General features: G+C 72.4%; 19 protein-coding genes. 11 read left to right on the top strand and 8 right to left on the bottom strand.

Annotation, left to right across the window (positions count from 1 at the left end; all coding sequences use genetic code 11):
* Nucleotides 1-112: 112 nt before the first annotated feature.
* Nucleotides 113-1942 (top strand): gamma-glutamyltransferase family protein, encoded by a 1830-nt coding sequence (locus tag RCG67_RS15510; protein WP_368827551.1) that lies wholly within the window; start codon nt 113-115, stop codon nt 1940-1942.
* A gap of 40 nt (nt 1943-1982) precedes the next feature.
* Here the strand turns inward: RCG67_RS15510 and RCG67_RS15505 are convergent, their stop codons facing one another.
* From RCG67_RS15505 to RCG67_RS15495, 3 genes are all read right to left on the bottom strand, one after another.
* Nucleotides 1983-2606 carry a TetR/AcrR family transcriptional regulator gene (locus tag RCG67_RS15505; protein WP_368827550.1) on the bottom strand — a complete coding sequence of 208 codons (624 nt, stop codon included), beginning with the start codon at nt 2604-2606 and terminating at the stop codon, nt 1983-1985.
* Between the two features lie 106 nt (nt 2607-2712).
* Nucleotides 2713-4056: a phenylacetate--CoA ligase family protein gene (locus tag RCG67_RS15500; protein WP_368827549.1), complete on the bottom strand. Its 1344-nt coding sequence runs from the start codon at nt 4054-4056 to the stop codon at nt 2713-2715.
* Between the two features lies 1 nt (nt 4057).
* On the bottom strand, nt 4058-4549 hold the full coding sequence (locus RCG67_RS15495; RefSeq protein WP_058875440.1) for a hotdog fold thioesterase: 492 nt from the start codon (nt 4547-4549) through the stop codon (nt 4058-4060).
* 210 nt (nt 4550-4759) lie between these two features.
* Between RCG67_RS15495 and paaA the strand changes: the two genes are divergently transcribed.
* The 7 genes from paaA to RCG67_RS15460 all read left to right on the top strand — a co-directional run bounded on the left by paaA (nt 4760) and on the right by RCG67_RS15460 (nt 11610).
* Nucleotides 4760-5776 (top strand): 1,2-phenylacetyl-CoA epoxidase subunit PaaA, encoded by a 1017-nt coding sequence (gene paaA, locus RCG67_RS15490; RefSeq protein WP_082697259.1) that lies wholly within the window; start codon nt 4760-4762, stop codon nt 5774-5776.
* A gap of 2 nt (nt 5777-5778) precedes the next feature.
* The gene (paaB, locus tag RCG67_RS15485; RefSeq protein ID WP_017833090.1) at nt 5779-6096 is read left to right on the top strand and encodes a 1,2-phenylacetyl-CoA epoxidase subunit PaaB; all 318 of its coding nucleotides are present in this window, start codon (nt 5779-5781) and stop codon (nt 6094-6096) included.
* Complete coding sequence (paaC, locus tag RCG67_RS15480; protein ID WP_368827548.1) at nt 6093-6920, top strand: 1,2-phenylacetyl-CoA epoxidase subunit PaaC; 828 nt, start codon at nt 6093-6095, stop codon at nt 6918-6920. Before paaB ends, paaC begins: the two co-directional genes overlap by 4 nt.
* 7 nt (nt 6921-6927) lie before the next feature.
* The gene (gene paaD / locus RCG67_RS15475; protein ID WP_368827546.1) at nt 6928-7473 is read left to right on the top strand and encodes a 1,2-phenylacetyl-CoA epoxidase subunit PaaD; all 546 of its coding nucleotides are present in this window, start codon (nt 6928-6930) and stop codon (nt 7471-7473) included.
* Nucleotides 7473-8633, top strand: coding sequence for a 1,2-phenylacetyl-CoA epoxidase subunit PaaE (gene paaE, locus RCG67_RS15470; protein WP_368827544.1), 1161 nt, complete (start codon nt 7473-7475; stop codon nt 8631-8633). The genes paaD and paaE overlap by 1 nt, the downstream gene beginning before the upstream one ends.
* 88 nt (nt 8634-8721) lie before the next feature.
* Nucleotides 8722-9498 carry an enoyl-CoA hydratase/isomerase family protein gene (locus RCG67_RS15465; protein ID WP_368827543.1) on the top strand — a complete coding sequence of 259 codons (777 nt, stop codon included), beginning with the start codon at nt 8722-8724 and terminating at the stop codon, nt 9496-9498.
* Nucleotides 9499-9633: 135 nt separating this feature from the next.
* The gene (locus RCG67_RS15460; RefSeq protein WP_368827541.1) at nt 9634-11610 is read left to right on the top strand and encodes a M13 family metallopeptidase; all 1977 of its coding nucleotides are present in this window, start codon (nt 9634-9636) and stop codon (nt 11608-11610) included.
* Between the two features lie 24 nt (nt 11611-11634).
* Here RCG67_RS15460 and RCG67_RS15455 read toward each other — a convergent pair whose 3' ends face one another.
* From RCG67_RS15455 to RCG67_RS15445, 3 genes are read right to left on the bottom strand one after another with little or no spacing between them, the layout of a single operon-like run.
* Nucleotides 11635-12012: a hypothetical protein gene (locus RCG67_RS15455; protein ID WP_368827539.1), complete on the bottom strand. Its 378-nt coding sequence runs from the start codon at nt 12010-12012 to the stop codon at nt 11635-11637.
* Nucleotides 12013-12052: 40 nt separating this feature from the next.
* The gene (locus RCG67_RS15450) at nt 12053-13588 is read right to left on the bottom strand and encodes a DUF2142 domain-containing protein (RefSeq protein WP_368827538.1); all 1536 of its coding nucleotides are present in this window, start codon (nt 13586-13588) and stop codon (nt 12053-12055) included.
* A 4-nt stretch (nt 13589-13592) separates the two neighbouring features.
* Complete coding sequence (locus tag RCG67_RS15445; RefSeq protein ID WP_368827537.1) at nt 13593-14399, bottom strand: carbon-nitrogen hydrolase family protein; 807 nt, start codon at nt 14397-14399, stop codon at nt 13593-13595.
* A gap of 114 nt (nt 14400-14513) precedes the next feature.
* Here RCG67_RS15445 and RCG67_RS15440 point away from each other — a divergent pair, with 114 nt between their 5' ends.
* Together RCG67_RS15440 and RCG67_RS15435 are read left to right on the top strand one after the other, a co-directional pair.
* The gene (locus RCG67_RS15440; protein ID WP_058875450.1) at nt 14514-14900 is read left to right on the top strand and encodes a YidH family protein; all 387 of its coding nucleotides are present in this window, start codon (nt 14514-14516) and stop codon (nt 14898-14900) included.
* 1 nt (nt 14901) lies between these two features.
* Nucleotides 14902-15279, top strand: a complete 378-nt coding sequence (locus tag RCG67_RS15435) for a DUF202 domain-containing protein (protein WP_368827535.1) — start codon at nt 14902-14904, stop codon at nt 15277-15279.
* A gap of 93 nt (nt 15280-15372) precedes the next feature.
* Here RCG67_RS15435 and RCG67_RS15430 read toward each other — a convergent pair whose 3' ends face one another.
* Nucleotides 15373-16659, bottom strand: a complete 1287-nt coding sequence (locus RCG67_RS15430) for an adenylosuccinate synthase (RefSeq protein WP_368827534.1) — start codon at nt 16657-16659, stop codon at nt 15373-15375.
* Nucleotides 16660-16867: 208 nt separating this feature from the next.
* Entirely contained in the window at nt 16868-18577 is a 1710-nt protein-coding gene (locus tag RCG67_RS15425; protein ID WP_368827533.1) for an FMN-binding glutamate synthase family protein, read from the bottom strand.
* Between the two features lie 323 nt (nt 18578-18900).
* On the opposite strand from RCG67_RS15425, the gene ehuB reads away from it, so the two are divergent.
* The gene (ehuB, locus tag RCG67_RS15420) at nt 18901-19920 is read left to right on the top strand and encodes an ectoine/hydroxyectoine ABC transporter substrate-binding protein EhuB (protein ID WP_368827531.1); all 1020 of its coding nucleotides are present in this window, start codon (nt 18901-18903) and stop codon (nt 19918-19920) included.
* Nucleotides 19921-19922: the final 2 nt, after the last annotated feature.

Below are 19922 nucleotides of genomic sequence, written 5' to 3'. Positions count from 1 at the left end.
TCGCGGGTCTGCGCCCGGTGCTAGCCTGACCAGCACCCCGCCCGGACCCTCGCGCGTGCCGGTGCCACGCCGCGCAGGGCCGCCGGCGGACGCCACGGCCGGAGGAGACACGATGCGCCGCAGCCCGAGCCCCGCCCACCGCACGGCCGCCCTCGCGCTGGGCCTCCTCCTCGCCCTCACCGGGTGCGGGCCCGCAGTCCAGGACGGCGCGGGGACCCCGTCCGAGCCGGCCGGCACCGCGGCCTCCACGCCGGCGCGGACGCCGGGACCCGCCACGACGTCCGCGACGGGCGCGGCCCAGGAGCCCGCCCCGCACGTGCAGGCGGTCGTGTCCTCCCACGAGCTGGCCACCGCGGCGGGCGCGGAGATCCTCGAGGCCGGTGGCACCGCCGCCGACGCCGCCGTCGCGGTCGCCGCCGTGCTGAGCGTGGTGGAGCCCTACTACTCGAGCGTGCTCGGCGGCGGCACGTGGGCCCTGTACTACGACGCGGAGCGCGACGAGGTGACGAGCCTGAACGGCGTGGGCCCGGTCGGCAGCGCGGCGACCCTCGCCGACTACCGCCCGCGCGCCGGCGACTTCGGCATGCACCAGGCCATCCTCCCCGGCGCCTGGGACGGGTGGATGCTCTGGCTCGGCGAGTACGGCGAACTGGGCCTGGGCGAGGTCCTCGCGCCGGCGATCGCCGTGGCCCGCGAGGGGTACCCCGCGAGCTCCGAGATGATCTACTGGCTGACCCGGGAGGAGGCGAACATCCGGCAGAGCCCGGTGATGACCGAGCTCTACACCCGTGACGGCGCCCTGCTGCAGGCCGGCGAGACCGTGCGCCAGGAGGACATGGCCGGCACCTTCGAGGACCTCGTGGCCGCCTACGAGGCCGCGCCCGGCCGCTCCGCCGGGATCCGGGCGGCGCGGGACCACTTCTACCGCGGGCCCGTGGCGGAGGCCGTCATCGCCTTCTCGGAGCGGAACGGCGGATACCTCACCCTCGAGGACTTCAGCAGCTACTCGGCGCAGATCGTGGACCCCATCTCCATCGACTACGGCGAGGACGTGGCCGTCCACCAGAACCCGCCCAACAGCCAGGGCATCGCCATGCTGGAGGCCCTCAACATCCTGGACGAGGACGACTTCTCCGGCCGCTCCCCCGACGACCCCGACGTGGTCCACCGGCAGGTCGAGGCGGTCAAGCTCGCCTTCGCCGACCGGTACGCGCACGTGGGCGACCCCGAGCGCACCGACGTCCCCGTGGAGCGGCTGCTCTCGGACGAGTACGCCCGGGCCCAGCGGGCGCGCATCGACGACGACCGCGCCGCGCAGTGGCCGATCGACAGCGGGCTCGACCGGCAGGCCTCGGACACCACCACGTTCCACCTCACCGACCGCTCCGGCAGCGCCGCGGCCGTGACCACGAGCCTGGGCGGGCAGTTCCTGGTGGTCGGGGACACCGGGATCCACATCAACGAGCGCATGAGCTTCCTGTCCCTCGACGAGGACGACGTCAACGCCGTGGCGCCCGGGGCCACGGTGCGGCACACCTCGGCGCCCTACATGGCCCTGCGCGACGGCCGGCCGTACCTGCTCGGCGGCAACACGGGGATCGACACCCAGCCGCAGGGGCAGCTCCAGCAGTTCATGAACGTCGTGGACTTCGGCCTGACGCCCCAGGAGGCGGTGGCCCGGCCGCGCTTCGTCAGCACGGCCTTTCCCGCGTCCAACTATCCCCACGCGGCCGGCAACACCCTCCAGGTGGAGCCGGAGTTCTCCGACGCCGCGGTCCGGGAGCTGCGCCGCCGGGGCCACGACGTGACTGTGGGGGACGGCATCTTCGGGACGGCGAACATGCTCGCCGTGGACGAGGACGGCGCGGGGGCCCGGCTGGGCGTGGAGCCGCGGAACGAGACCGCCGCCGGGACGGTGCTCCCCGGACCGCCGAGCGGGTAGCGTCCGCCCCCGGAGCACCGCCCCCCGACCGTCGCGCGGATCAGGGGGCCCGCAGCCCCGAGAACGCGAGCACGACGACGGTCTCGGCCAGCTCCTCCCAGGCCTGGCCCACGTCCGGCCGGTACCAGTCGACGATCGAGTTGATCATGCCCAGGAGCAGGCGGGACGCCGACCGTCCGCTGAGGTCGCGGCGCAGGTCCCCCTCCGCCTGGGCCTGCTCGATGAGCGCGCCGACCCGGCGGGTGACGGTGCGGCGGCGCTCGAGCGCCCGGGTCTCGACCTCCGAGTTGCCCCGCAGCCGCAGCAGCAGCGTCACGTACGGCATCTGCTCCACGAGCACGCGCACGGTCCCGCGGATCACCTGCTCGAGCCGCTGGACCGCGGGGGCGTCCGTCCGCTCGGCGGAGACCAGGACCTCCTCGAGCGCGTCCAGGGCCCGGCCCAGCGCCTGCTCGAGGATCTCCTCCTTGGACTCCACGTGGTGGTAGATCGCGGACTTGGAGATGCCCAGGTGCTTGGACAGCGTGCCCATCGACGTGGCGTCGTAGCCGTGGACGTTGAAGACCTCCACGCACACGGCGAGCAGCGTCTCACGGTCGTAGCCGGGCCGGCCGCGGCGCGGGGCCGCGCCGGCCGGAGGAGCGGGCGCCGGTGCGTGCGTCATGAGGACCTCGATCTCGGTGGGGACGGGCAGGACAACGATCCTACGACGCGACGAGCCCCCGAGCGGCCTCGGGGGCTGGTCGCGGCACGGGTCGGCGCGCGGGACGTCACGCGTCCTTGCGGTGGTCGTAGACGCGGCGCAGCTTGCCGGAGGACCGGGCGAGGGTTCCCGGCTCGGCGATCCGGATCGAGGCGGAGGAGCCGATCTTCGTCTTGATCGCGTGCAGGAGCTTCTGACCGCCGGCCTCGGCGGCCTCGACGGTCACCTGCTCCCGCCGCTCGATGTTGATGGTCATCTGGTCCATCCGGTGCGGGCGGGTGATCTCGAGCGTGAAGTGCGGGCTCAGCTCCGGCACCTGGAGGGCGAGCTCCTCGATCTGGGAGGGGAACAGGTTGACCCCGCGCAGGATGATCATGTCGTCGGAGCGGCCCGTGATCCGGCCCATCCGCCGGTGCCCGGGCCGGTCCGTGCCGGGGAGCAGGCGGGTCAGGTCGTGGGTGCGGTAGCGGATGATCGGCAGGGCCTCCTTGGTGAGCGCCGTGAACACGAGCTCGCCGGGCCGGCCGGTCTCCTGCACCTCGTCCGTGAACGGGTCGATGATCTCGGGGCGGAAGTGGTCCTCCCAGATGTGCGAGCCGTCCTTGGACGCGGCGGACTCCCCGGCCACGCCGGGGCCCATGACCTCCGAGAGGCCGTAGATGTCGCACGCGTCGACGTCGAAGGCCGTCTCGATCTCCCGGCGCATCTCCTCGGTCCAGGGCTCCGCCCCGAGCACCGCGGTGCGCAGGGACGTCTCCCGCGGGTCCAGGCCGAGCTTCTTGAAGCCGTCCGCGATGGTCAGCAGGTAGGTCGGGGTCGAGAGGATGGCCTCGGGCTCGAAGTCCCGGATCATCTGGACCTGCTTCTCGGTCTGCCCGCCCGACATCGGGATGACGGCGCAGCCCAGGCGCTCGGCGCCGTAGTGGGCGCCGAGCCCGCCCGTGAACAGCCCGTAGCCGTAGGCGTTGTGCACCTTGTCGCCGGGGCGCACGCCGGAGAGCCGGAAGCAGCGGGCCACGAGACCCGCCCAGGTGTCGAGGTCGTTCTGGGTGTAGGCCACCACGGTGGGCTGCCCGGTGGTGCCGGAGGAGGCGTGGATCCGCCGGACCTCGCCCATCGGCACGGCGAGGGACTTGAACGGGTACGCCTTCCGCAGGAACTCCTTGTCCGTGTACGGGAACAGCCGGAGGTCCTCGAGCTCCTTGAAGTCGCCCGGGTGCACCCCGTGGCCGTCGAAGAGCTCGGTGTAGGCGGGGACGTTCTCGTAGGCGTGGTGCAGGGTCCAGCGCAGCCGCTCGACCTGCAGGGACTCGACCTGGTCCCGGCTCATCGTCTCCTCGGGGTCCGGCTGCGACCGGTCCGCGGGAGCGGGGGCGGGGGTGTAGGGGTTCGGGACGGAGCACTCGGTCATGTCACACTTCCTCGGGCTGCGGGACGGACGGCTGGACGGGCTGCAGGACGGGCTGCTGGGCCGGGTCCCCGGCGGGCGCGGCGGCGCGCCGGGCCGGGTTCGGGATGGTGCGGCTGCGGCCCCGGAACTCGGCGATGAGCCGGTCGCCGGCCAGGACCTGGATGTCGTAGACGCCGCTGCGCCCCGCCTGGGCGCGCACGGTCCCCACGGCGGTGAGCTCCTGCCCGCGGTGGGCCGAGGCCAGGAAGTTGATGTCCACCCCCGCGGCCACCGTGATGGTGCTGCCGTCACCGGCCGGGTCGTTGCACGCGAGGGCGAAGCAGGTGTCCGCGAAGGCGAAGACCATGCCCCCGTGGGCGATGCCGAACCCGTTGAGCATCTCCTCCCGCAGCGTCATGCGGATCTGTGCGTGGCCGTACTCGGCACGGTCCACGGTGATGCCCATCCAGCGCGAGGTGTGGTCCCCCGCGAGGATCGGATGGCCCTGGGACATGTAACTCTCCTCACAATTCACGACCGAATGTTCAGTAGACAATCCCACTCCGCCGTCCATGTCAACCCGGGCGTCGCTCGACAGCATCCTGCCGAACTCGGGAGCCACCTGTTGACGGAGCCTGCACGGACACATATTCTGAACGAACGGTCAGTTAGTCGCGTGCGGCCCTCCCGCCCCGCGGCGCCATCTCGTCGGAAGAGGGACACCATGACTACGCAGAACACGGGCCTCCACGCAGTGCCCGCCGCGGACGCGGCCGAGCAGGCCGAGCTCGACCGCGCGGGCGAGGAGCACTTCGACCGCATCATCGCCGAGGACTCCCGGATCGAGCCGCGCGACTGGATGCCCGCCGCCTACCGCAAGACGCTGGTCCGCCAGGTCTCGCAGCACGCCCACTCCGAGATCATCGGGATGCAGCCGGAGGGCAACTGGATCTCCCGGGCGCCGTCCCTCAAGCGCAAGGCCATCCTCATGGCGAAGGTGCAGGACGAGGCCGGCCACGGGCTGTACCTCTACTCCGCCGCCGAGACCCTGGGCACGCCGCGCTCCGAGCTCAACCAGCAGCTGCTGGACGGCCGCGCCAAGTACTCCTCGATCTTCAACTACCCGGCGCGCACCTGGGCCGACATGGGCGCCATCGGCTGGCTCGTGGACGGCGCGGCGATCGCCAACCAGGTCCCGCTGTGCCGGGCCTCCTACGGCCCCTACGGCCGGGCCATGGTGCGCATCTGCAAGGAGGAGTCCTTCCACCAGCGCCAGGGCTGGGAGATCCTCTACGAGCTCTCGCACGGCACGCCCGCCCAGAAGCAGATGGCGCAGGACGCCGTGAACCGCTTCTACGGCCCCTCCTTGCAGATGTTCGGCCCCCCGGACGACGACTCGCCCAACTCGAAGCAGTCCATGGCGTGGAACATCAAGCGCTTCTCCAACGACGAGCTGCGCCAGCGCTTCGTGGACATGATCGTCGAGCAGGCCGCGGCGCTGGACCTCACCCTGCCGGACCCGGACCTCAAGTGGAACGAGGAGCGCGGCCACTACGACTACGGCCCGCTGGACTGGGACGAGTTCAAGGCCGTCGTCGGCGGCCGGGGCCCGTGCAACCTCCAGCGCATGCAGCGCCGCCGCACGGCGCACGAGGACGGCGCGTGGGTCCGCGAGGCCGCCGCCGCCTATGCCCGCAAGACCGCCGCGGAGCGCAGCTCCGCCGAACTCATCGGAGCCTGAGCATGAGCGAGAACACCGTGAGCCCGATCGGCGCGCCCTCGGACGAGTGGCCCCTGTGGGAGGTGTTCGTGCGGTCCTCGCGCGGGCTCTCCCACGTCCACGCCGGATCCCTGCACGCCCCGGACGCCACGATGGCCGTGCGCAACGCCCGGGACCTCTACACCCGCCGCAACGAGGGGACCTCCGTGTGGGTCGTGCCCTCCGCGGCCATCACCGCGTCGGACCCCGACTCCAAGGGCGGCTTCTTCGAGTCCGCGCAGGGCAAGAGCTACCGCCACGCCACGTACTACACCAAGAGCGAAGGGGTGAAGCACCTGTGAGCTTTGCATCCCACGATTCCGCGACCCGGCAGAGCGCCGGCGAGGCGATCACCGCGGAGGACATCGCGGCCGGCGGGGCGAAGGCCCCCGAGGACGTGGCCCGCTACGCGCTGTACCTGGGCGACGACGCCCTGATGCTCGCCCAGCGCCTGGGCTGGTGGATCGCCCGGGCCCCGGAGCTCGAGGAGGACATCGCGCTGGCCAACATCGCCCTGGACCTGCTCGGGCACGCCCGGTTCTTCCTCAGCTACGCGGGCACCGCGTGGGAGAAGACCGAGGACGACCTCGCCTACTTCCGCGACGAGGAGGAGTTCCGCTCCTGCCGCCTCGTGGAGCAGGAGAACGGCGACTTCGGGCAGACCATCGCCCGGCAGCTGATCTTCTCCTACTACCAGTACGAGCTGTACCGGCGCCTGGTCCGCTCCTCCGACCCGACGCTCGCGGCCATCGCGGACAAGGCGCTCAAGGAGATCGAGTACCACCAGGACCACGCGAGCCAGTGGCTGCTGCGCCTGGCCCTGGGCACCGAGGAGTCCCGGCGCCGGATCGAGGCGGGGCTGTACTACATGTGGCCCTACGTGGACGAGCTGTTCCACGACGACGAGCTCATCGAGTCCCTCGGGGACGTCGCCGTGCGCCCCTCCTCGCTGCGGGCCGACTTCGACACGCGGATCGAGGCCGTCCTCGACGAGGCGGAGCTGTCGGTCCCCGAGGTCCTGGGCGCCTGGGGCGGCGACCGCTCCGGGCAGTTCAGCGAGCAGCGCGGCCACATCCTCGCCGAGATGCAGGTGCTGGCGCGCCAGCACCCCGGCGCCACCTGGTGAGGAGGCGATGACGATGACCGACTCCGAGCAGGCAGGCAGCACGCAGGTCACCGGCCGGGAGCTGCGCCCCCAGGACGAGGCCGCCGGCCGCGTCTGGGACATCGCCGCCACGGTGAACGACCCCGAGATCCCCGTGCTCTCCATCGCCGACCTCGGCATCCTGCGGGACGCCAGGGTCGAGGGCGGGCGCGCCGTCGTCGTCATCACCCCGACCTACTCCGGGTGCCCCGCGATGGAGACCATCACGACCGACGTCACCCGGGCGCTCAACGCGGAGGGCTACGACGACGTGCGGGTCGACCTCGTGCTGCAGCCGGCGTGGACCACGGACTGGATGAGCGAGGACGGCCGGCGCAAGCTCGACGAGTACGGCATCGCCCCGCCGACCGGCCGGGCCGCTGCCGGCCCCGTCCGGCTGGGGCTCACCGTCAAGTGCCCGCGCTGCCACTCCCTGAACACCCGCGAGCTGACCCGCTTCGGGTCGACCGCCTGCAAGGCGCTCCACGTCTGCAACGAGTGCCTGGAACCCTTCGACTACTTCAAGGTGCACTGATGACCGAGATCACCGCTCCGGCCAAGCGCCGGGCCACGTTCAACACCCTCGAGGTGTCCCAGGTCCGCAAGCTCACCGCGGACTCGGTGGAGGTCGCCTTCGCCGTGCCGCCGGAGCTCGTGGACGACTACGACTACCTGCCCGGGCAGTACGTGGCGCTGCGCGCCCGGATCGACGGGCAGGAGGTCCGCCGGTCCTACTCGATCTGCGCGGAGCCCCGGCCGGGCGAGATCCGGGTGGCGATCAAGCAGGACATCGGCGGGGTCTTCTCCACGTGGGCCAACGAGTCCCTCGAGGCCGGCGACAAGCTCGACGTCATGAACCCGCAGGGGGCGTTCATCTCCAAGCTCGGGCTCACGAGCATGAACGACCCGGAGAAGCTCGCCGCCGAGGAGGTCGCGAAGAACGCGTCGATCCACCTCGTGGCCTTCGCCGCGGGCTCCGGGATCACTCCGATCATGGCGATCGCCAAGGCCGTGCTGCGCGCCTCGGAGACCTCCACGTTCGACCTCGTGTACGCGAACCGCTCCGCCATGGAGGTGATGTTCGCCGAGGAGCTCGGGGACCTCAAGGACAAGTACCCGTCCCGCCTGGCGGTCCACCACGTGCTCTCCCGCGAGCAGCGGATCAGCCCGCTGATGTCCGGGCGGATCGACGCCGACAAGCTCAAGGACATCCTGGACGAGGTCCTCCAGGTGGACCGGACCGACGAGTGGTTCCTGTGCGGGCCGTTCGAGCTCGTCCAGCTGTGCCGGGACACCCTCGCCGAGCGCGGCGTGCCCGAGGACAAGATCCGCTTCGAGCTCTTCAGCACCGGCCGCCCCGAGAACCCCCAGGGCCAGCAGGGCCGCGTGGTCCAGGCCGACCCCTCGGGCGAGAGCTACGACATCACGTTCAACCTGGACGGGCTCTCCTCGCAGATCGAGTCCCCGAAGAACGCGCAGGAGACGGTCCTCAACGCCGCCCTGCGGGTCCGCCCCGACGTCCCGTTCGCGTGCGCCGGCGGGGTGTGCGGCACGTGCCGCGCGAAGGTCGTCTCCGGGGAGTTCGTGATGGAGGAGAACTACGCCCTCGAGAAGGACGAGATCGAGAAGGGCTACGTGCTCACCTGCCAGACCCGCCCCACCTCCGAGGAGCTCGTCGTCGACTTCGACGCCTGAGCCGCTCGCTCCGGGGGCCCGGCACCGTGCAGGTGCCGGGCCCCCGGGCCGTCCCGCCCCCAGTCCCCGACCTCACCGAGGAGCAGCAGTGATCGACCTGACCATCGACGGATCCGTGGCCGAAGTGGTGCTGAACGCGCCCGGCAAGATGAACGCCCTGGACGAGGCCGCGCTCGCGGAGCTCGGCGACGCCTACGCCGAGGCGGAGCGCGCCGGCGTCCGGGCCCTCGTGCTGCGCGGCGAGGGCCGCGGCTTCTGCGCCGGCCGGGACATCTCCGCGGTGGACCCCGCGAGCGACGACGCCCACGGCTTCCTGGCCGGCGAGGTCACCCCGCTGCTGCGCGCCATGACACAGTTCCCCGCCCCGACGTTCGCCGCCGTGCAGGGCGCGTGCCTGGGCGTGGGGCTGGGCCTGGCGATCGCCACGGACGTCGTCTACGTCGCGGACAGCGCCAAGATCGGCTCCCCGTTCGCGAACCTGGGCGCAACCCTCGACTCGGGCGGGCACGCCCTGTTCACCGAGCGGCTCGGCGCCCACCGGACCCTGGACCTCATCTACACGGCCGAGCTGATGAGCGGCCAGGAGGCCGTGCGCTCCGGGCTGTTCAGCCGCTCGGTGCCCGCCGAGGAGCTGCTCGAGCTCACCCGCGCCAAGGCGGCCGCCGTGGCCGAGGGGGCGACCGGCGCGTTCCTCGCCTCCCGCGAGCTCGTGGCCCAGATCCGCGACGAGCGCCTGGGGCTGTGGGAGTCCGTGGAGAACGAGAACCGGGTGCAGGGCGAGCTGTGCCGCAGCGCCGACTACGCCGAGGGCTTCGCCGCGTTCCAGCAGAAGCGCAAGCCGCGGTTCACCGGCGCCCGGGGCTGAACCGGCGGACGGCGCCGGACCACCGAGCGGTGCCGATCCACCCCTGCGGGCCCCGGGACGTCCCGGGGCCCGCAGGCGTTAAGCGGTCGGGGAACAGCCCGCCCGCTCCGCCGGGGGCCGGTTAATGTGGTGGGCATGACATCTACGGTGACCTCTTCGGTGTTCGACCTCTCCGGCTTCGACCGCTCCGTCCGCCCCCAGGACGACCTCTACCGCCACGTCAACGGCTCGTGGCAGCGCCGGACCGAGATCCCCGACGACAAGCCGTCCGTGGGCGCGTTCATCGAGCTGCGGGACCAGGCGGAGGCCGCCGTGCGGGAGCTCATCACCCGGGCCCGGGCCGGGGACCCGGAGGCCGTGGAGTCCAAGATCGCGAACCTGTACGCCTCCTTCATGGACGAGGAGCGGATCGAGGCGCTCGGCGCCTCCCCGCTGGCCCCGGACCTCGCCGAGATCGACGCCGTGGCGGACGTGCCCGGGCTGGTGCGCCACTTCGGCCGGATGATCCGGCGCGGCACGGGCGGGCTCGTCGGCGTCGACGTCGACGCCGACCCGGGCGACCCGGAGCGCCAGCTCGTGTTCGTCGGGCAGTCCGGCCTGGGCCTGCCGGACGAGGAGTACTACCGGGAGGACCAGCACGCGGCGATCCGCGGGAAGTACCTGGCGCACGTGCGGACCATGCTGTCCCTGGCCGGGGTCGCCGACGCCGAGGAGCAGGCCCGCGCGGTCGTGGAGCTCGAGACGCGGATCGCCTCCCAGCACTGGGACAAGGTCACGGTCCGGGACCTCACCAAGATGTACAACCCCATGGGCTTCGAGGAGCTCGCGGCCTCCACCACGGTCCTCGACTGGCGGCTCCTGGCCGAGGGCGCGGAGCTGCCCGTGCCGGCCCTGGAGACCGTGGTCAACGCCCAGCCGTCCTTCTTCACCGGGGTCGAGACGCTGCTCACGGACGAGCTGCTGCCGGCCTGGCGGTCCTGGGCCCGCTGGCACCTGGTCTCCGCGCGGGCCTCCTACCTGTCCTCCGCGTTCGTCGAGGAGGACTTCGCGTTCTACGGCACGGTGCTCTCGGGGACCCCGCGGCTCAAGGACCGCTGGAAGCGCGGCGTCGAGCTCGTCAACGGGGTGCTCGGCGAGGCGGTGGGCGAGCTCTACGTGGCGGCGCACTTCTCCCCCACCGCCAAGGAGCGGATGGACGAGCTCGTGGCGAACCTCCTGGAGGCCTACCGCGTCTCGATCACGGGCCTGGACTGGATGACGGAGGACACCCGCCAGGAGGCGCTGAAGAAGCTCTCCCAGTTCACCCCGAAGATCGGCTACCCGGAGCAGTGGAAGGACTACTCCTCGCTGCGGATCGATCCCGAGGACCTGGTGGGCAACCGGATCCGCACCACGGAGTTCCGGCTCGCCGAGCTGGTCCGCAAGGCCGGCCGGCCGGTGGAGAAGCACGAGTGGCTCATGACCCCGCAGACGGTCAACGCCTACTACCACCCTCTGCGCAACGAGATCGTCTTCCCGGCCGCGATCCTGCAGCCCCCGTTCTTCGACGAGGACGCCGACGACGCCGTCAACTACGGCGCGATCGGCTCCGTGATCGGCCACGAGATCGGCCACGGCTTCGACGACAAGGGCTCGACCTGCGACGGCGACGGCCGGCTGCGCAACTGGTGGACCGACGCCGACCGGCGGGCCTTCGAGGAGCGCACGGCGGAGCTGGTGCGCCAGTACGACCGCCTGGTCCCGGAGCAGCTGGCGGAGGAGGGCACGCACGTCAACGGCGAGCTCACCCTGGGCGAGAACATCGGGGACCTGGGCGGGCTCACCATCGCCCACAAGGCGTGGCGGATGTCCCGGGAGCGCGCCTTCGGCCCCGGGGAGCTGATCGACGGCTACAGCCCCGAGCAGCGGCTCTTCCTGTCCTGGGCCTACGTGTGGCAGCAGAAGTCCCGCGACGAGGCGCTGCGCCACCGCATCGCCACCGACCCGCACTCCCCCAACGAGTTCCGGGCGAACCAGACGGTCCGCAACGTCCCCGCCTTCTACGAGGCGTTCGGGGTCGTGGAGTCGGACGCACTGTGGCTGCCCGAGGTGGAGCGCGTCAGCATCTGGTAGCGGGCGGCCGGGGCCGTCCCGGGCTCAGCCGCCCCCGCCCGAGCTGAGCAGGAACGCGACCCCGGCCAGCCACAGCGCGAAGAGGACCAGGAAGAGCCCGAGCAGCACGGTGCCCACCCAGCCGAGCACCTTCCCGGGCGTGGCGGGGGTGCCGAGCTTCTCGGCCTCCTTGGCCTGCCAGATCGCGAAGGGGCCCAGCAGGGGCAGCACCACCACGCCGAGGATGCCGAGGATCAGCGCGGTGTCGGCGTGGCTGCGGCCCACGGCGAAGCGCTCCCACTGCGGGGACGGCCCCCACGGGGGCGGCGGACCGTAGCCGCCGGCGGGCGCGGGCCCGCCGGGACCCGGCGTGCCGCCGGGGCCGTCCGGGCGCGGCGGGGAGTCGGAGCGGTCGTCGTCCACGGGGTCCTCCAGGGGTCGTCGGTGCCGTCGGTGCCGTCGGTCAGGGAAGCATGTAGTGGCCCGTGACGTGGACCACGGTGGCGTAGCCGGCCACGGCGAGCACGGCCGAGAGCGGCACGAGCACCAGGACCAGGATCTCCACCCGGCGCAGGCCCGCCGGGGTGGCGGGGAACCGCGCGGACACCAGCGGGACCAGCGTCCCGAGCAGCAGCAGGGCGAGCGGGACGAAGTACCGGCCCTGCACGCCGTTGACGATCCCGGACTCCACCGGGGCGAAGCTGAGGTAGAGCGTGCCGAAGATCGCCGCGACGTTGAGCAGCAGCACCCCGGCGAACCAGGCCGCGACCCGGCGTGACGCCGCACCGCGCGGGCCGTGGAAGAACGCGGCGCCCACGGCGACGAGCCAGCACACCGCGCCGACGAAGGGCCCGTCGATGGTCCGGCCGGGCCCGTAGCCCATCTGGGCGACGAAGCCGGCCGCGTAGTCCCAGTCCGCGGTCAGGATCGTCCGCGCCGCGATCCCCAGGACGGCCACCGGCTCGCCCAGCACGAAGGCCAGCTGGTCGCCGGGCCGCACCGTGTGCCGCTCCTCCGGGCCGCGCAGCGCCCCCATCGCCTCGGTGGTCCCCGCCGCCAGCGACATCCACCCCGCGAAGCCCAGCAGGGTCAGCAGCAGGCACCCGGTCAGCACGAGGGCGGCCGCCGCCGGCCGCCCGTCGGAGCGGCGGGGCAGCGGGTACTTCCGGAGCGGGACGGCCAGCAGCAGCAGGGACAGGATGACGTAGGTGGGCTTCATCAGCGGGAGGGCGACGGCGCTCGCGAGCACGACCCCCAGCTCCGCCCGCGAGAGGGGAGACCCGGTGCGGTCGAGCACGGTCGCGCGCAGCACGAGCGCGGTGAAGGTCAGGACCACGGCGTTGGTCACCGAGTCCGCGGAGATCACCGCCGACTGGAACAGGGCGGTGGGCAGCAGCGCCACGCAGAAGCCGACCCACAGGAACCGGGTGCCGCGCAGGGCCCACAGGCCCACGGCGGCCACGCCCGTGTAGGCGAGCACCTGCAGCATCCGCATCAGGGTCCAGGCCGTCCCGACGTCGAGCTCCGCCGCGGTGGCGATCCGCGCCCCCAGGGCCGCGGGCAGGTAGGGCACGGGCGAGTACGCCGCGGTGTTGGAGAACGACGTCAGCACGTGCTCGCCCGACAGGGGCGCGGCGAGCGCCCGCGCGCGCTCCTCGGTGGCGACGTACAGCGGGTCGGAGTTGCGCTCCTTGGACCGCGGCGCCCCGGCGTGCTCGGCCATGAACTCCTGGGCGGAGGCGGGCACGGCGCCGCCGTAGACGGGGTAGGGGCCGTCGTCGGCGAGCCGCTGGGGGGCCAGACCGCCCTGGGAGACCTGGTAGGCGCGCTTGAAGTGGGTGTGCTCGTCCGGGCCCCAGGCCGACGGCACCATCAGGGCGAAGACCGTGCCGAAGAGCAGGGACAGCCCCGCGAACAGCACCACCACGGTGCGGGGACGCAGGGCGGGGCGGGCGGTGCCCTCCGGCGACCGTGCGGGCGTCAGGACCGCCGTGGCCACCGCCTCAGTCCTCGTCCGCGGGCAGCAGCTCGGCCGGGCCGAACCGGCGGTTGGCGAGCACGGGCACGGTCTCCCGGACCTCGGCGATGCGCTCGCGCACGACGTCGGCGCTCAGCACGGTCTCGTCCGCCCCGGCCTCGGCGACCACCACGCCGAGCGGGTCGAGGACCGCGGAGCGGCCGATCGTGTGCTCGGAGCAGGTGTCCGCGGCCGCGACCCACACGGTGTTCTCGATCGCGCGGGCCTTGAGCAGCGCCTGCCAGTGGTCCACCTTGTGCTCCCCGGCGAACCAGGCGGCGGGCACGGTGAGCAGCTCCGCCCCGGCGTCGACCACGGCACGGCAGATCTCGGGGAAGCGCAGGTCGTAGCAGGTGATCATGCCGACCGTGAGCTCCCCGATCCGCACCACCGTGACGCCCTTGTCCCCCGGGCGGATCCGGTCGGACTCCCGGTGGCTGAAGGCGTCGTAGAGGTGCAGCTTGCGGTAGGAGCCGAGGATCGCGCCCTGCGCGTCCACGGCCACGAGCGTGTTGTAGGGCCGCCCGTCGGCGGAGCCCTCGTAGCCGCCCGCGATCACCGCGACGCCGGTCTGCGCGGCCAGGAAGGACAGCTGCTGGACGAACCCGGACCAGCCCCGCAGCACCAGCTCCTCGAAGTCCTCCCCGAGGAGCCGCTCGGAGAACATGGCCTCCTCCGGGAACACCACCAGCTCCGCGCCGGCGGACGCGGCCTCACCGGCCATCCGGCGCATGGTCTGCAGGTTCTCGGCCGTCTCGGCGGTGGGCGCGAACTGTCCGACGGCGATCTTCACGGGTGTCCTCCTCGGCGGGTCGCTGCTGGGGCTCCCACTGTATCCGCGACCGGCCCGCGGCCGGTCCCGTGACAGGATGGGTGCCGACACGACCGCGCGAGCGAAGGGCAGGCGATGGGCGAGCAGTCCGAGTCCCCGGGGCGGCGCCGGCTGACCGAGCGCGTGCTCGGCGGCGGGGCGGACCCCGACCCCCGGTTCACCCTGGCCAACGAGCGCACGTTCCTCGCCTGGATCCGGACCGCGCTCGCGTTCCTGGCCGGCGGGATCGCCATCGAGGCGTTCACCGCGGACCTGTTCGAGGAGGGCATCCGCAAGTTCCTCGCGATCGTCCTGCTGGTGCTGAGCATGCTCGTCAGCGCGGGCGCCACGTTCCGCTGGATCGGGGTCGAGCGGAGCATGCGGCGCCAGGCCCCGCTGCCGCTGCCCCTGATCGCCCCGGTGCTCGCGGTGGGCGGGGCGATCGCGGCGGGAGTGCTCGTCGTCGTCGTCCTGCAGGGCTGAGATGCCGCGCCCGCAGCTGCGCCGGCCTCCGGGACCCCCCGAGCCCCCCGGGCCCCCGGAGCCGCCGCACCAGGATCCCGGGCTGCAGCCGGAGCGGACCAGCATGGCCTGGGGCCGGACCCTGATGTCCTTCGTGGTGGTCTCGGCGGTGTTCCTGCGCTGGCTGCCGCACCACGGGCCGTTCGTGCTGGTGCTGTTCGGGCTGGCCGTCCTCACGGCGTCGGCCATCTACCTCACGCAGCGTCCCCGCTACGCCCGCAGCGCCCGCGGCATCGTCGAGGAGCGCACCGAGCCGGAGGTCGGCGCCGTGCTGGCCACGTCGGTCGCGATGCTCGCGCTGGGCAGCCTCGGCGTCTGGGTGGTGCTGGTGCTCGTCTGAGCGCTCACCCCCTCCCGCGAGGTCGCACGTGTCGGCGACCGCAGCGCCGTCGGTCGCCGACACCGGCAACCTCGCGGGTGGGGGGAGGGGTGGTCAGTCGATGAGGTCGCGCACCACGATGGTGTCGTCGCGGTCCGGGCCCACGCCGATCGCGGACATCCGGGTCCCGCTCATCGACTCGAGCGCCTCGACGTAGGCCCGGGCGTTCGCCGGCAGGTCCGCCAGGGTGCGGCAGCCGGTGATGTTCTCCGTCCACCCGTCGAAGTGCTCGAAGACCGGCTCGGCGTGGTGGAACTCGGTCTGGGTCATGGGCATCTCGTCGTGCCGGACGCCGTCGACGTCGTAGGCCACGCAGACCGGGATCCGCTCGATGCCGGTGAGGACGTCGAGCTTGGTGAGGAAGTAGTCGGTGAAGCCGTTGATCCGGGAGGCGTGGCGGGCCATCACGGCGTCGTACCAGCCGGTGCGGCGGGGACGGCCGGTGTTCACCCCGAACTCGCCGCCGGTGGTGCGCAGCTGCTCGCCCATCTCGTCGAAGAGCTCGGTGGGGAACGGCCCGGCGCCCACCCGGGTGGTGTAGGCCTTGATGATGCCGATCGCCCGGGTGATGCGGGTCGGTCCGATGCCCGAGCCCACGGACGCGCCGCCCGCGGTGGGGTTGGAGGACGTCACGAACGGGTAGGTGCCGTGGTCGACGTCGAGGAACGTCGCCTGGCCGCCCTCCATGAGGACCACCTTGTCCTCGTCGAGCGCCTGGTTGAGCAGGTAGGTGGAGTCCACGATCATCGGGGCGAGCCGGTCCGCGTAGCCCAGGAAGTACTGCACGACCTCCTCGACGTCGATGTCCCGGCGGTTGTAGAGCTTCACGAGCAGCTCGTTCTTCTGCCGCAGCGCGCCCTCGATCTTCTGCCGGAGGATCGACTCGTCCAGCACGTCCTGCACGCGGATCCCGAGCCGGCCGACCTTGTCCATGTAGGCGGGGCCGATGCCGCGGCCCGTGGTGCCGATCGCCCGCTTGCCGAGGAAGCGCTCCGTGACCTGGTCCATCGTCTGGTGGTAGGGGGCCACGAGGTGGGCGTTCGCGGAGATCCGCAGCCGGGACGTGTCCGCCCCGCGGGCCTCGAGGCCGTCGATCTCCTCGAAGAGGGCCTGGGGATTGACGACGACGCCGTTGCCGATCACGGGGACGGCGTTGGGGCTCAGGATGCCCGCGGGCAGGAGCTTGAGCTCGAACTTGTCGCCGCCCACCACCACGGTGTGCCCGGCGTTGTTGCCGCCGTTGGGCTTGACCACGTAGTCCACGCGGCCTCCGAGCAGGTCGGTGGCCTTGCCCTTGCCCTCGTCGCCCCACTGGGCGCCGACGATCACGATTGCTGGCATTGAACGACTCTCCTGCCTGGATGGAACGGGACTTCTCCCGCGGGGCCCGGCGGAGGCGCGCGCCGGCCGGGCACGACAACGCCCCTGCGTCGGCCCGCTCCCGTCCGCACGCCCGAGGCGGCGCGGCGTCGGCAGGAGGAGGCCCAGGGGCTCGTACCGTGCAAGTCTAGCGGCCCGTGACCCCGGGCACGCATCCGGCGCGGCAGGATCAGGAGTCCTCGCCCGGGTCGCCCTCCGGGCGGCCCGCGGCGCCGGAGTCGGGCGCGGCACCGGGGCGGTCGGGGTGGACGACGGCCGGGTCGTCGCGCCGCTCGATCTTGCCGGGGCCCGGGCGGTAGAGGCCGAAGTGGTCGGGGTCCGCCAGCTCCCAGTCGTCGGCCCAGGTGCGCGGCGGCGCGGTGAGCAGCTCCCCCGGCTGCATCCAGTTGTAGATGTGCGCGTAGGAGCGCGTGGTCAGGTGGTCGACGCGCCGCCGGAGCATCTGCGGCGAGAGCTGGCGCATGTCGCTGCACCCCATGGAGGACATGATCTGCACGGCCTCGCGGACCGTGGCCCGGTGGTAGTTGTGCACCCGCTCCCCCTTGTCCGCGACGTTCAGGGCGCGCATGAGCCGCTCGTCCTGGGTGGCCACCCCCACGGGGCACGCGTTGGTGTGGCACTTCTGCGCCTGGATGCAGCCGGTGGCCATCATCATGGCCCGCGCGCTCATGGTGAAGTCCGCGCCCTGGATCAGCCGCTTCACGATGTCGGACCCGGAGGCGACCTTGCCCGCCGCGCCCAGCTTGATCGGGGGCCGCAGCCCGACGCCGACCAGGGCGTTGTTCATCAGCATCAGGCCCTCGGTCAGGGGCGTGCCCACGTGGTCCTGGTACTCCAGGGGCGCCGCGCCGGTCCCGCCCTCGTTGCCGTCCACGATGATGTAGTCGGGGGCGACGTCCTCCTCGAGCATGGCCTTGCACATGCCGAGCACGTCCACGCGGGAGCCCACGCACAGCTTGAAGCCGATCGGCTTGCCGCCGGAGAGCTCCCGCAGCCGGCGGATGAAGCGGATCAGCTCCCGCGGCGTGGTGAAGGCGGAGTGGCTCGCCGGGGAGATGCAGGTCACCCCCTCCGGGACCCCGCGGGCGCGGGCGATCTCGGCGGTCACCTTGGGCCCGGGCAGGACGCCGCCCAGCCCCGGCTTGGCGCCCTGGGAGAGCTTGATGGTGACGGCCTTGACCTCGGGCAGCCGGGACTTCTCCCGGAAGGCGGCCGGGTCGAAGTCGCCCTCGGCGTCCCGGGTGCCGAAGTAGCCCGACCCGATCTCCCAGATCAGGTCCGCACCGTACTCCCGGTGGAACTCCGTCAGGCCGCCCTCGCCGGTCTCCTGGGCGAACCCGCCCAGGGCCGCGCCCTTGTTCATGGCCAGGACCGCGTTCTTGGACAGCGAGCCGAAGCTCATGGACGAGATGTTCAGCAGGGAGACGTCGTAGGGCTGGGTGCACCCGGGCCCGCCGAGCCGGACCCGGGGCGCCTCCTCCGGGGGCGTCACCGGAGCGGTGGAGTGCAGCAGGTACTCGTAGCCCATCCGGTTCACCTCCCGCTCGGTGCCGAAGGCCTTGTCCCCCAGGGTGCCCTTCGCCCGGGCGTAGACCAGGGACCGCGTGTCGCGGTCGAAGGGCTTGCCGTCGAAGTTGCGCTCGATGAAGTACTGCTGGATCTCCGGGCGGATGGACTCCAGGAAGAAGCGCATGTGCCCCAGGATCGGGTAGTTGCGCAGGATCGAGTGCTTCGTCTGGACGACGTCCCACACCCCGATCCCCAGCAGCACGAGGACCGCCCCCGCCAGGAGCCACCAGCCGTTGGACCCGAGCGAGGCCGCCAGCACGGTGACGGCCCCCAGCACCAGGAGCAGCGCCAGCACCAGAAATCGCATCATGCGCCCGATCGTAACCGGCCTGCCTGTGGCGCGTATCACAGATCGCGGCCCCCGTCGCCTCGATGACGCGCCCGCGGGGCGGAGGAAACACCGTGACCTGCCCGCAGGTCACATGGCGTGACATCAGCAAATCCACCCTGTTGAATGACCGGACAGGCAGACCACATCTCGTCCGGGCCGTGGCCCGGGGACACCGAGCACCCGGTGTCCCCGGGCCGGGCGCCGGGCGCTGACCCGCTCGGAGGGCCGCAACGATGACACAGTCGACGACGACACGGTGGTACGGGACGACACGGTGGAGCGGGAGGCGGAGCGCGACGGCGGTGACGGCCGTGGCGGCGCTGGGGCTGCTCACGGCGTGCGGCGGCTCGGAGGAGGAAGCGGGCAGCACCCTGTCCCAGGCCCAGGAGTCGGGCAGCATCACGGTGGGGTTCGCCGGCGAGGCGCCGTACAGCTTCGAGGAGAACGGCGAGCTGACGGGCGCCACCGTCGCCCTGCACCGCGAGATCTTCGGCGCGCTGGGGATCGACGACCTCGAGGGGGTCAACACCGAGTTCGGCTCCCTCATCCCCGGGCTCACCGCGGACCGCTTCGACGCCGTCAGCGCGGGCATGTCGATCCTCCCCGAACGGTGCGAGCAGGCGGCCTTCAGCAGCCCCGAGTTCATGTACACCACCGCGCTCATGGTCGCGGAGGGCAACCCGTACGGTCTGCAGACCCTCGACGACGTGGCGGCGAACCCGGACGTGCAGCTGGTCACCATGACCGGCGCCATCGAGTCCTCCTACGCGGACTCCCTGGGCATCGACAACCGGGAGGTCGCCGGCCCGCAGGACGGCATGGACGCCGTGGTCAACGGCCGGGCCGACGTCTTCGCCCTGACCGGCATCTCGCTCAACTGGATGGCCGAGAACAGCCCCGAGGCCCCGGTGGAGGTCACGGAGTCCTACGTCCAGGAGATCGACGGCGTCCCGCAGGTGGGCGCCGGCGGCACGGTGTTCCGCACCGAGGACGAGGAGCTGCTCCAGGCCTACAACGAGGAGCTGCAGAAGATCGTCAGCGACGAGCAGCGCTACCTCGACATCGTGGGGCCCTACGGGTTCACCGCGGCGGAGCGCCCGGACGGCTCCGTGACCACCGAGCAGCTGTGCGAGGGCGACCTCACCGACGCCGGGACCCCGGAGCCCGTCCCCGCGGAGACCGGCACCGCCCAGCCCACGGCCGAGGACACCGCAGCCGGCGCGCCCGCCCCGGAGCAGACCGTGACCGCCGGCCCCACCGCTGACGGCACCGCAGCCCCCGAACCCACCGCAGAGGAGACCGCCACGGAGCCCGGCGCGTAGCC

The sequence above is a fragment of the Kocuria cellulosilytica genome (assembly GCF_040981245.1).
GTDB classification, from domain to species: Bacteria; Actinomycetota; Actinomycetes; order Actinomycetales; family Micrococcaceae; genus Kocuria; species Kocuria cellulosilytica.
This window is presented reverse-complemented; position numbering and strand designations above follow the sequence as displayed.

What these genes read in the sequence shown, in the direction of transcription:
- RCG67_RS15510 (WP_368827551.1), top strand. Translation starts at nt 113, where the DNA reads ATGCGCCGCAGCCCGAGCCCCGCCCACCGCACGGCCGCCCTCGCGCTG.
- RCG67_RS15505 (WP_368827550.1), bottom strand. Translation starts at nt 2,606, where the DNA reads ATGACGCACGCACCGGCGCCCGCTCCTCCGGCCGGCGCGGCCCCGCGC.
- RCG67_RS15500 (WP_368827549.1), bottom strand. Translation starts at nt 4,056, where the DNA reads ATGACCGAGTGCTCCGTCCCGAACCCCTACACCCCCGCCCCCGCTCCC.
- RCG67_RS15495 (WP_058875440.1), bottom strand. Translation starts at nt 4,549, where the DNA reads ATGTCCCAGGGCCATCCGATCCTCGCGGGGGACCACACCTCGCGCTGG.
- paaA (WP_082697259.1), top strand. Translation starts at nt 4,760, where the DNA reads ATGACTACGCAGAACACGGGCCTCCACGCAGTGCCCGCCGCGGACGCG.
- paaB (WP_017833090.1), top strand. Translation starts at nt 5,779, where the DNA reads ATGAGCGAGAACACCGTGAGCCCGATCGGCGCGCCCTCGGACGAGTGG.
- paaD (WP_368827546.1), top strand. Translation starts at nt 6,928, where the DNA reads ATGACGATGACCGACTCCGAGCAGGCAGGCAGCACGCAGGTCACCGGC.
- paaE (WP_368827544.1), top strand. Translation starts at nt 7,473, where the DNA reads ATGACCGAGATCACCGCTCCGGCCAAGCGCCGGGCCACGTTCAACACC.
- RCG67_RS15460 (WP_368827541.1), top strand. Translation starts at nt 9,634, where the DNA reads ATGACATCTACGGTGACCTCTTCGGTGTTCGACCTCTCCGGCTTCGAC.
- RCG67_RS15440 (WP_058875450.1), top strand. Translation starts at nt 14,514, where the DNA reads ATGGGCGAGCAGTCCGAGTCCCCGGGGCGGCGCCGGCTGACCGAGCGC.
- RCG67_RS15435 (WP_368827535.1), top strand. Translation starts at nt 14,902, where the DNA reads ATGCCGCGCCCGCAGCTGCGCCGGCCTCCGGGACCCCCCGAGCCCCCC.
- RCG67_RS15430 (WP_368827534.1), bottom strand. Translation starts at nt 16,659, where the DNA reads ATGCCAGCAATCGTGATCGTCGGCGCCCAGTGGGGCGACGAGGGCAAG.
- RCG67_RS15425 (WP_368827533.1), bottom strand. Translation starts at nt 18,577, where the DNA reads ATGATGCGATTTCTGGTGCTGGCGCTGCTCCTGGTGCTGGGGGCCGTC.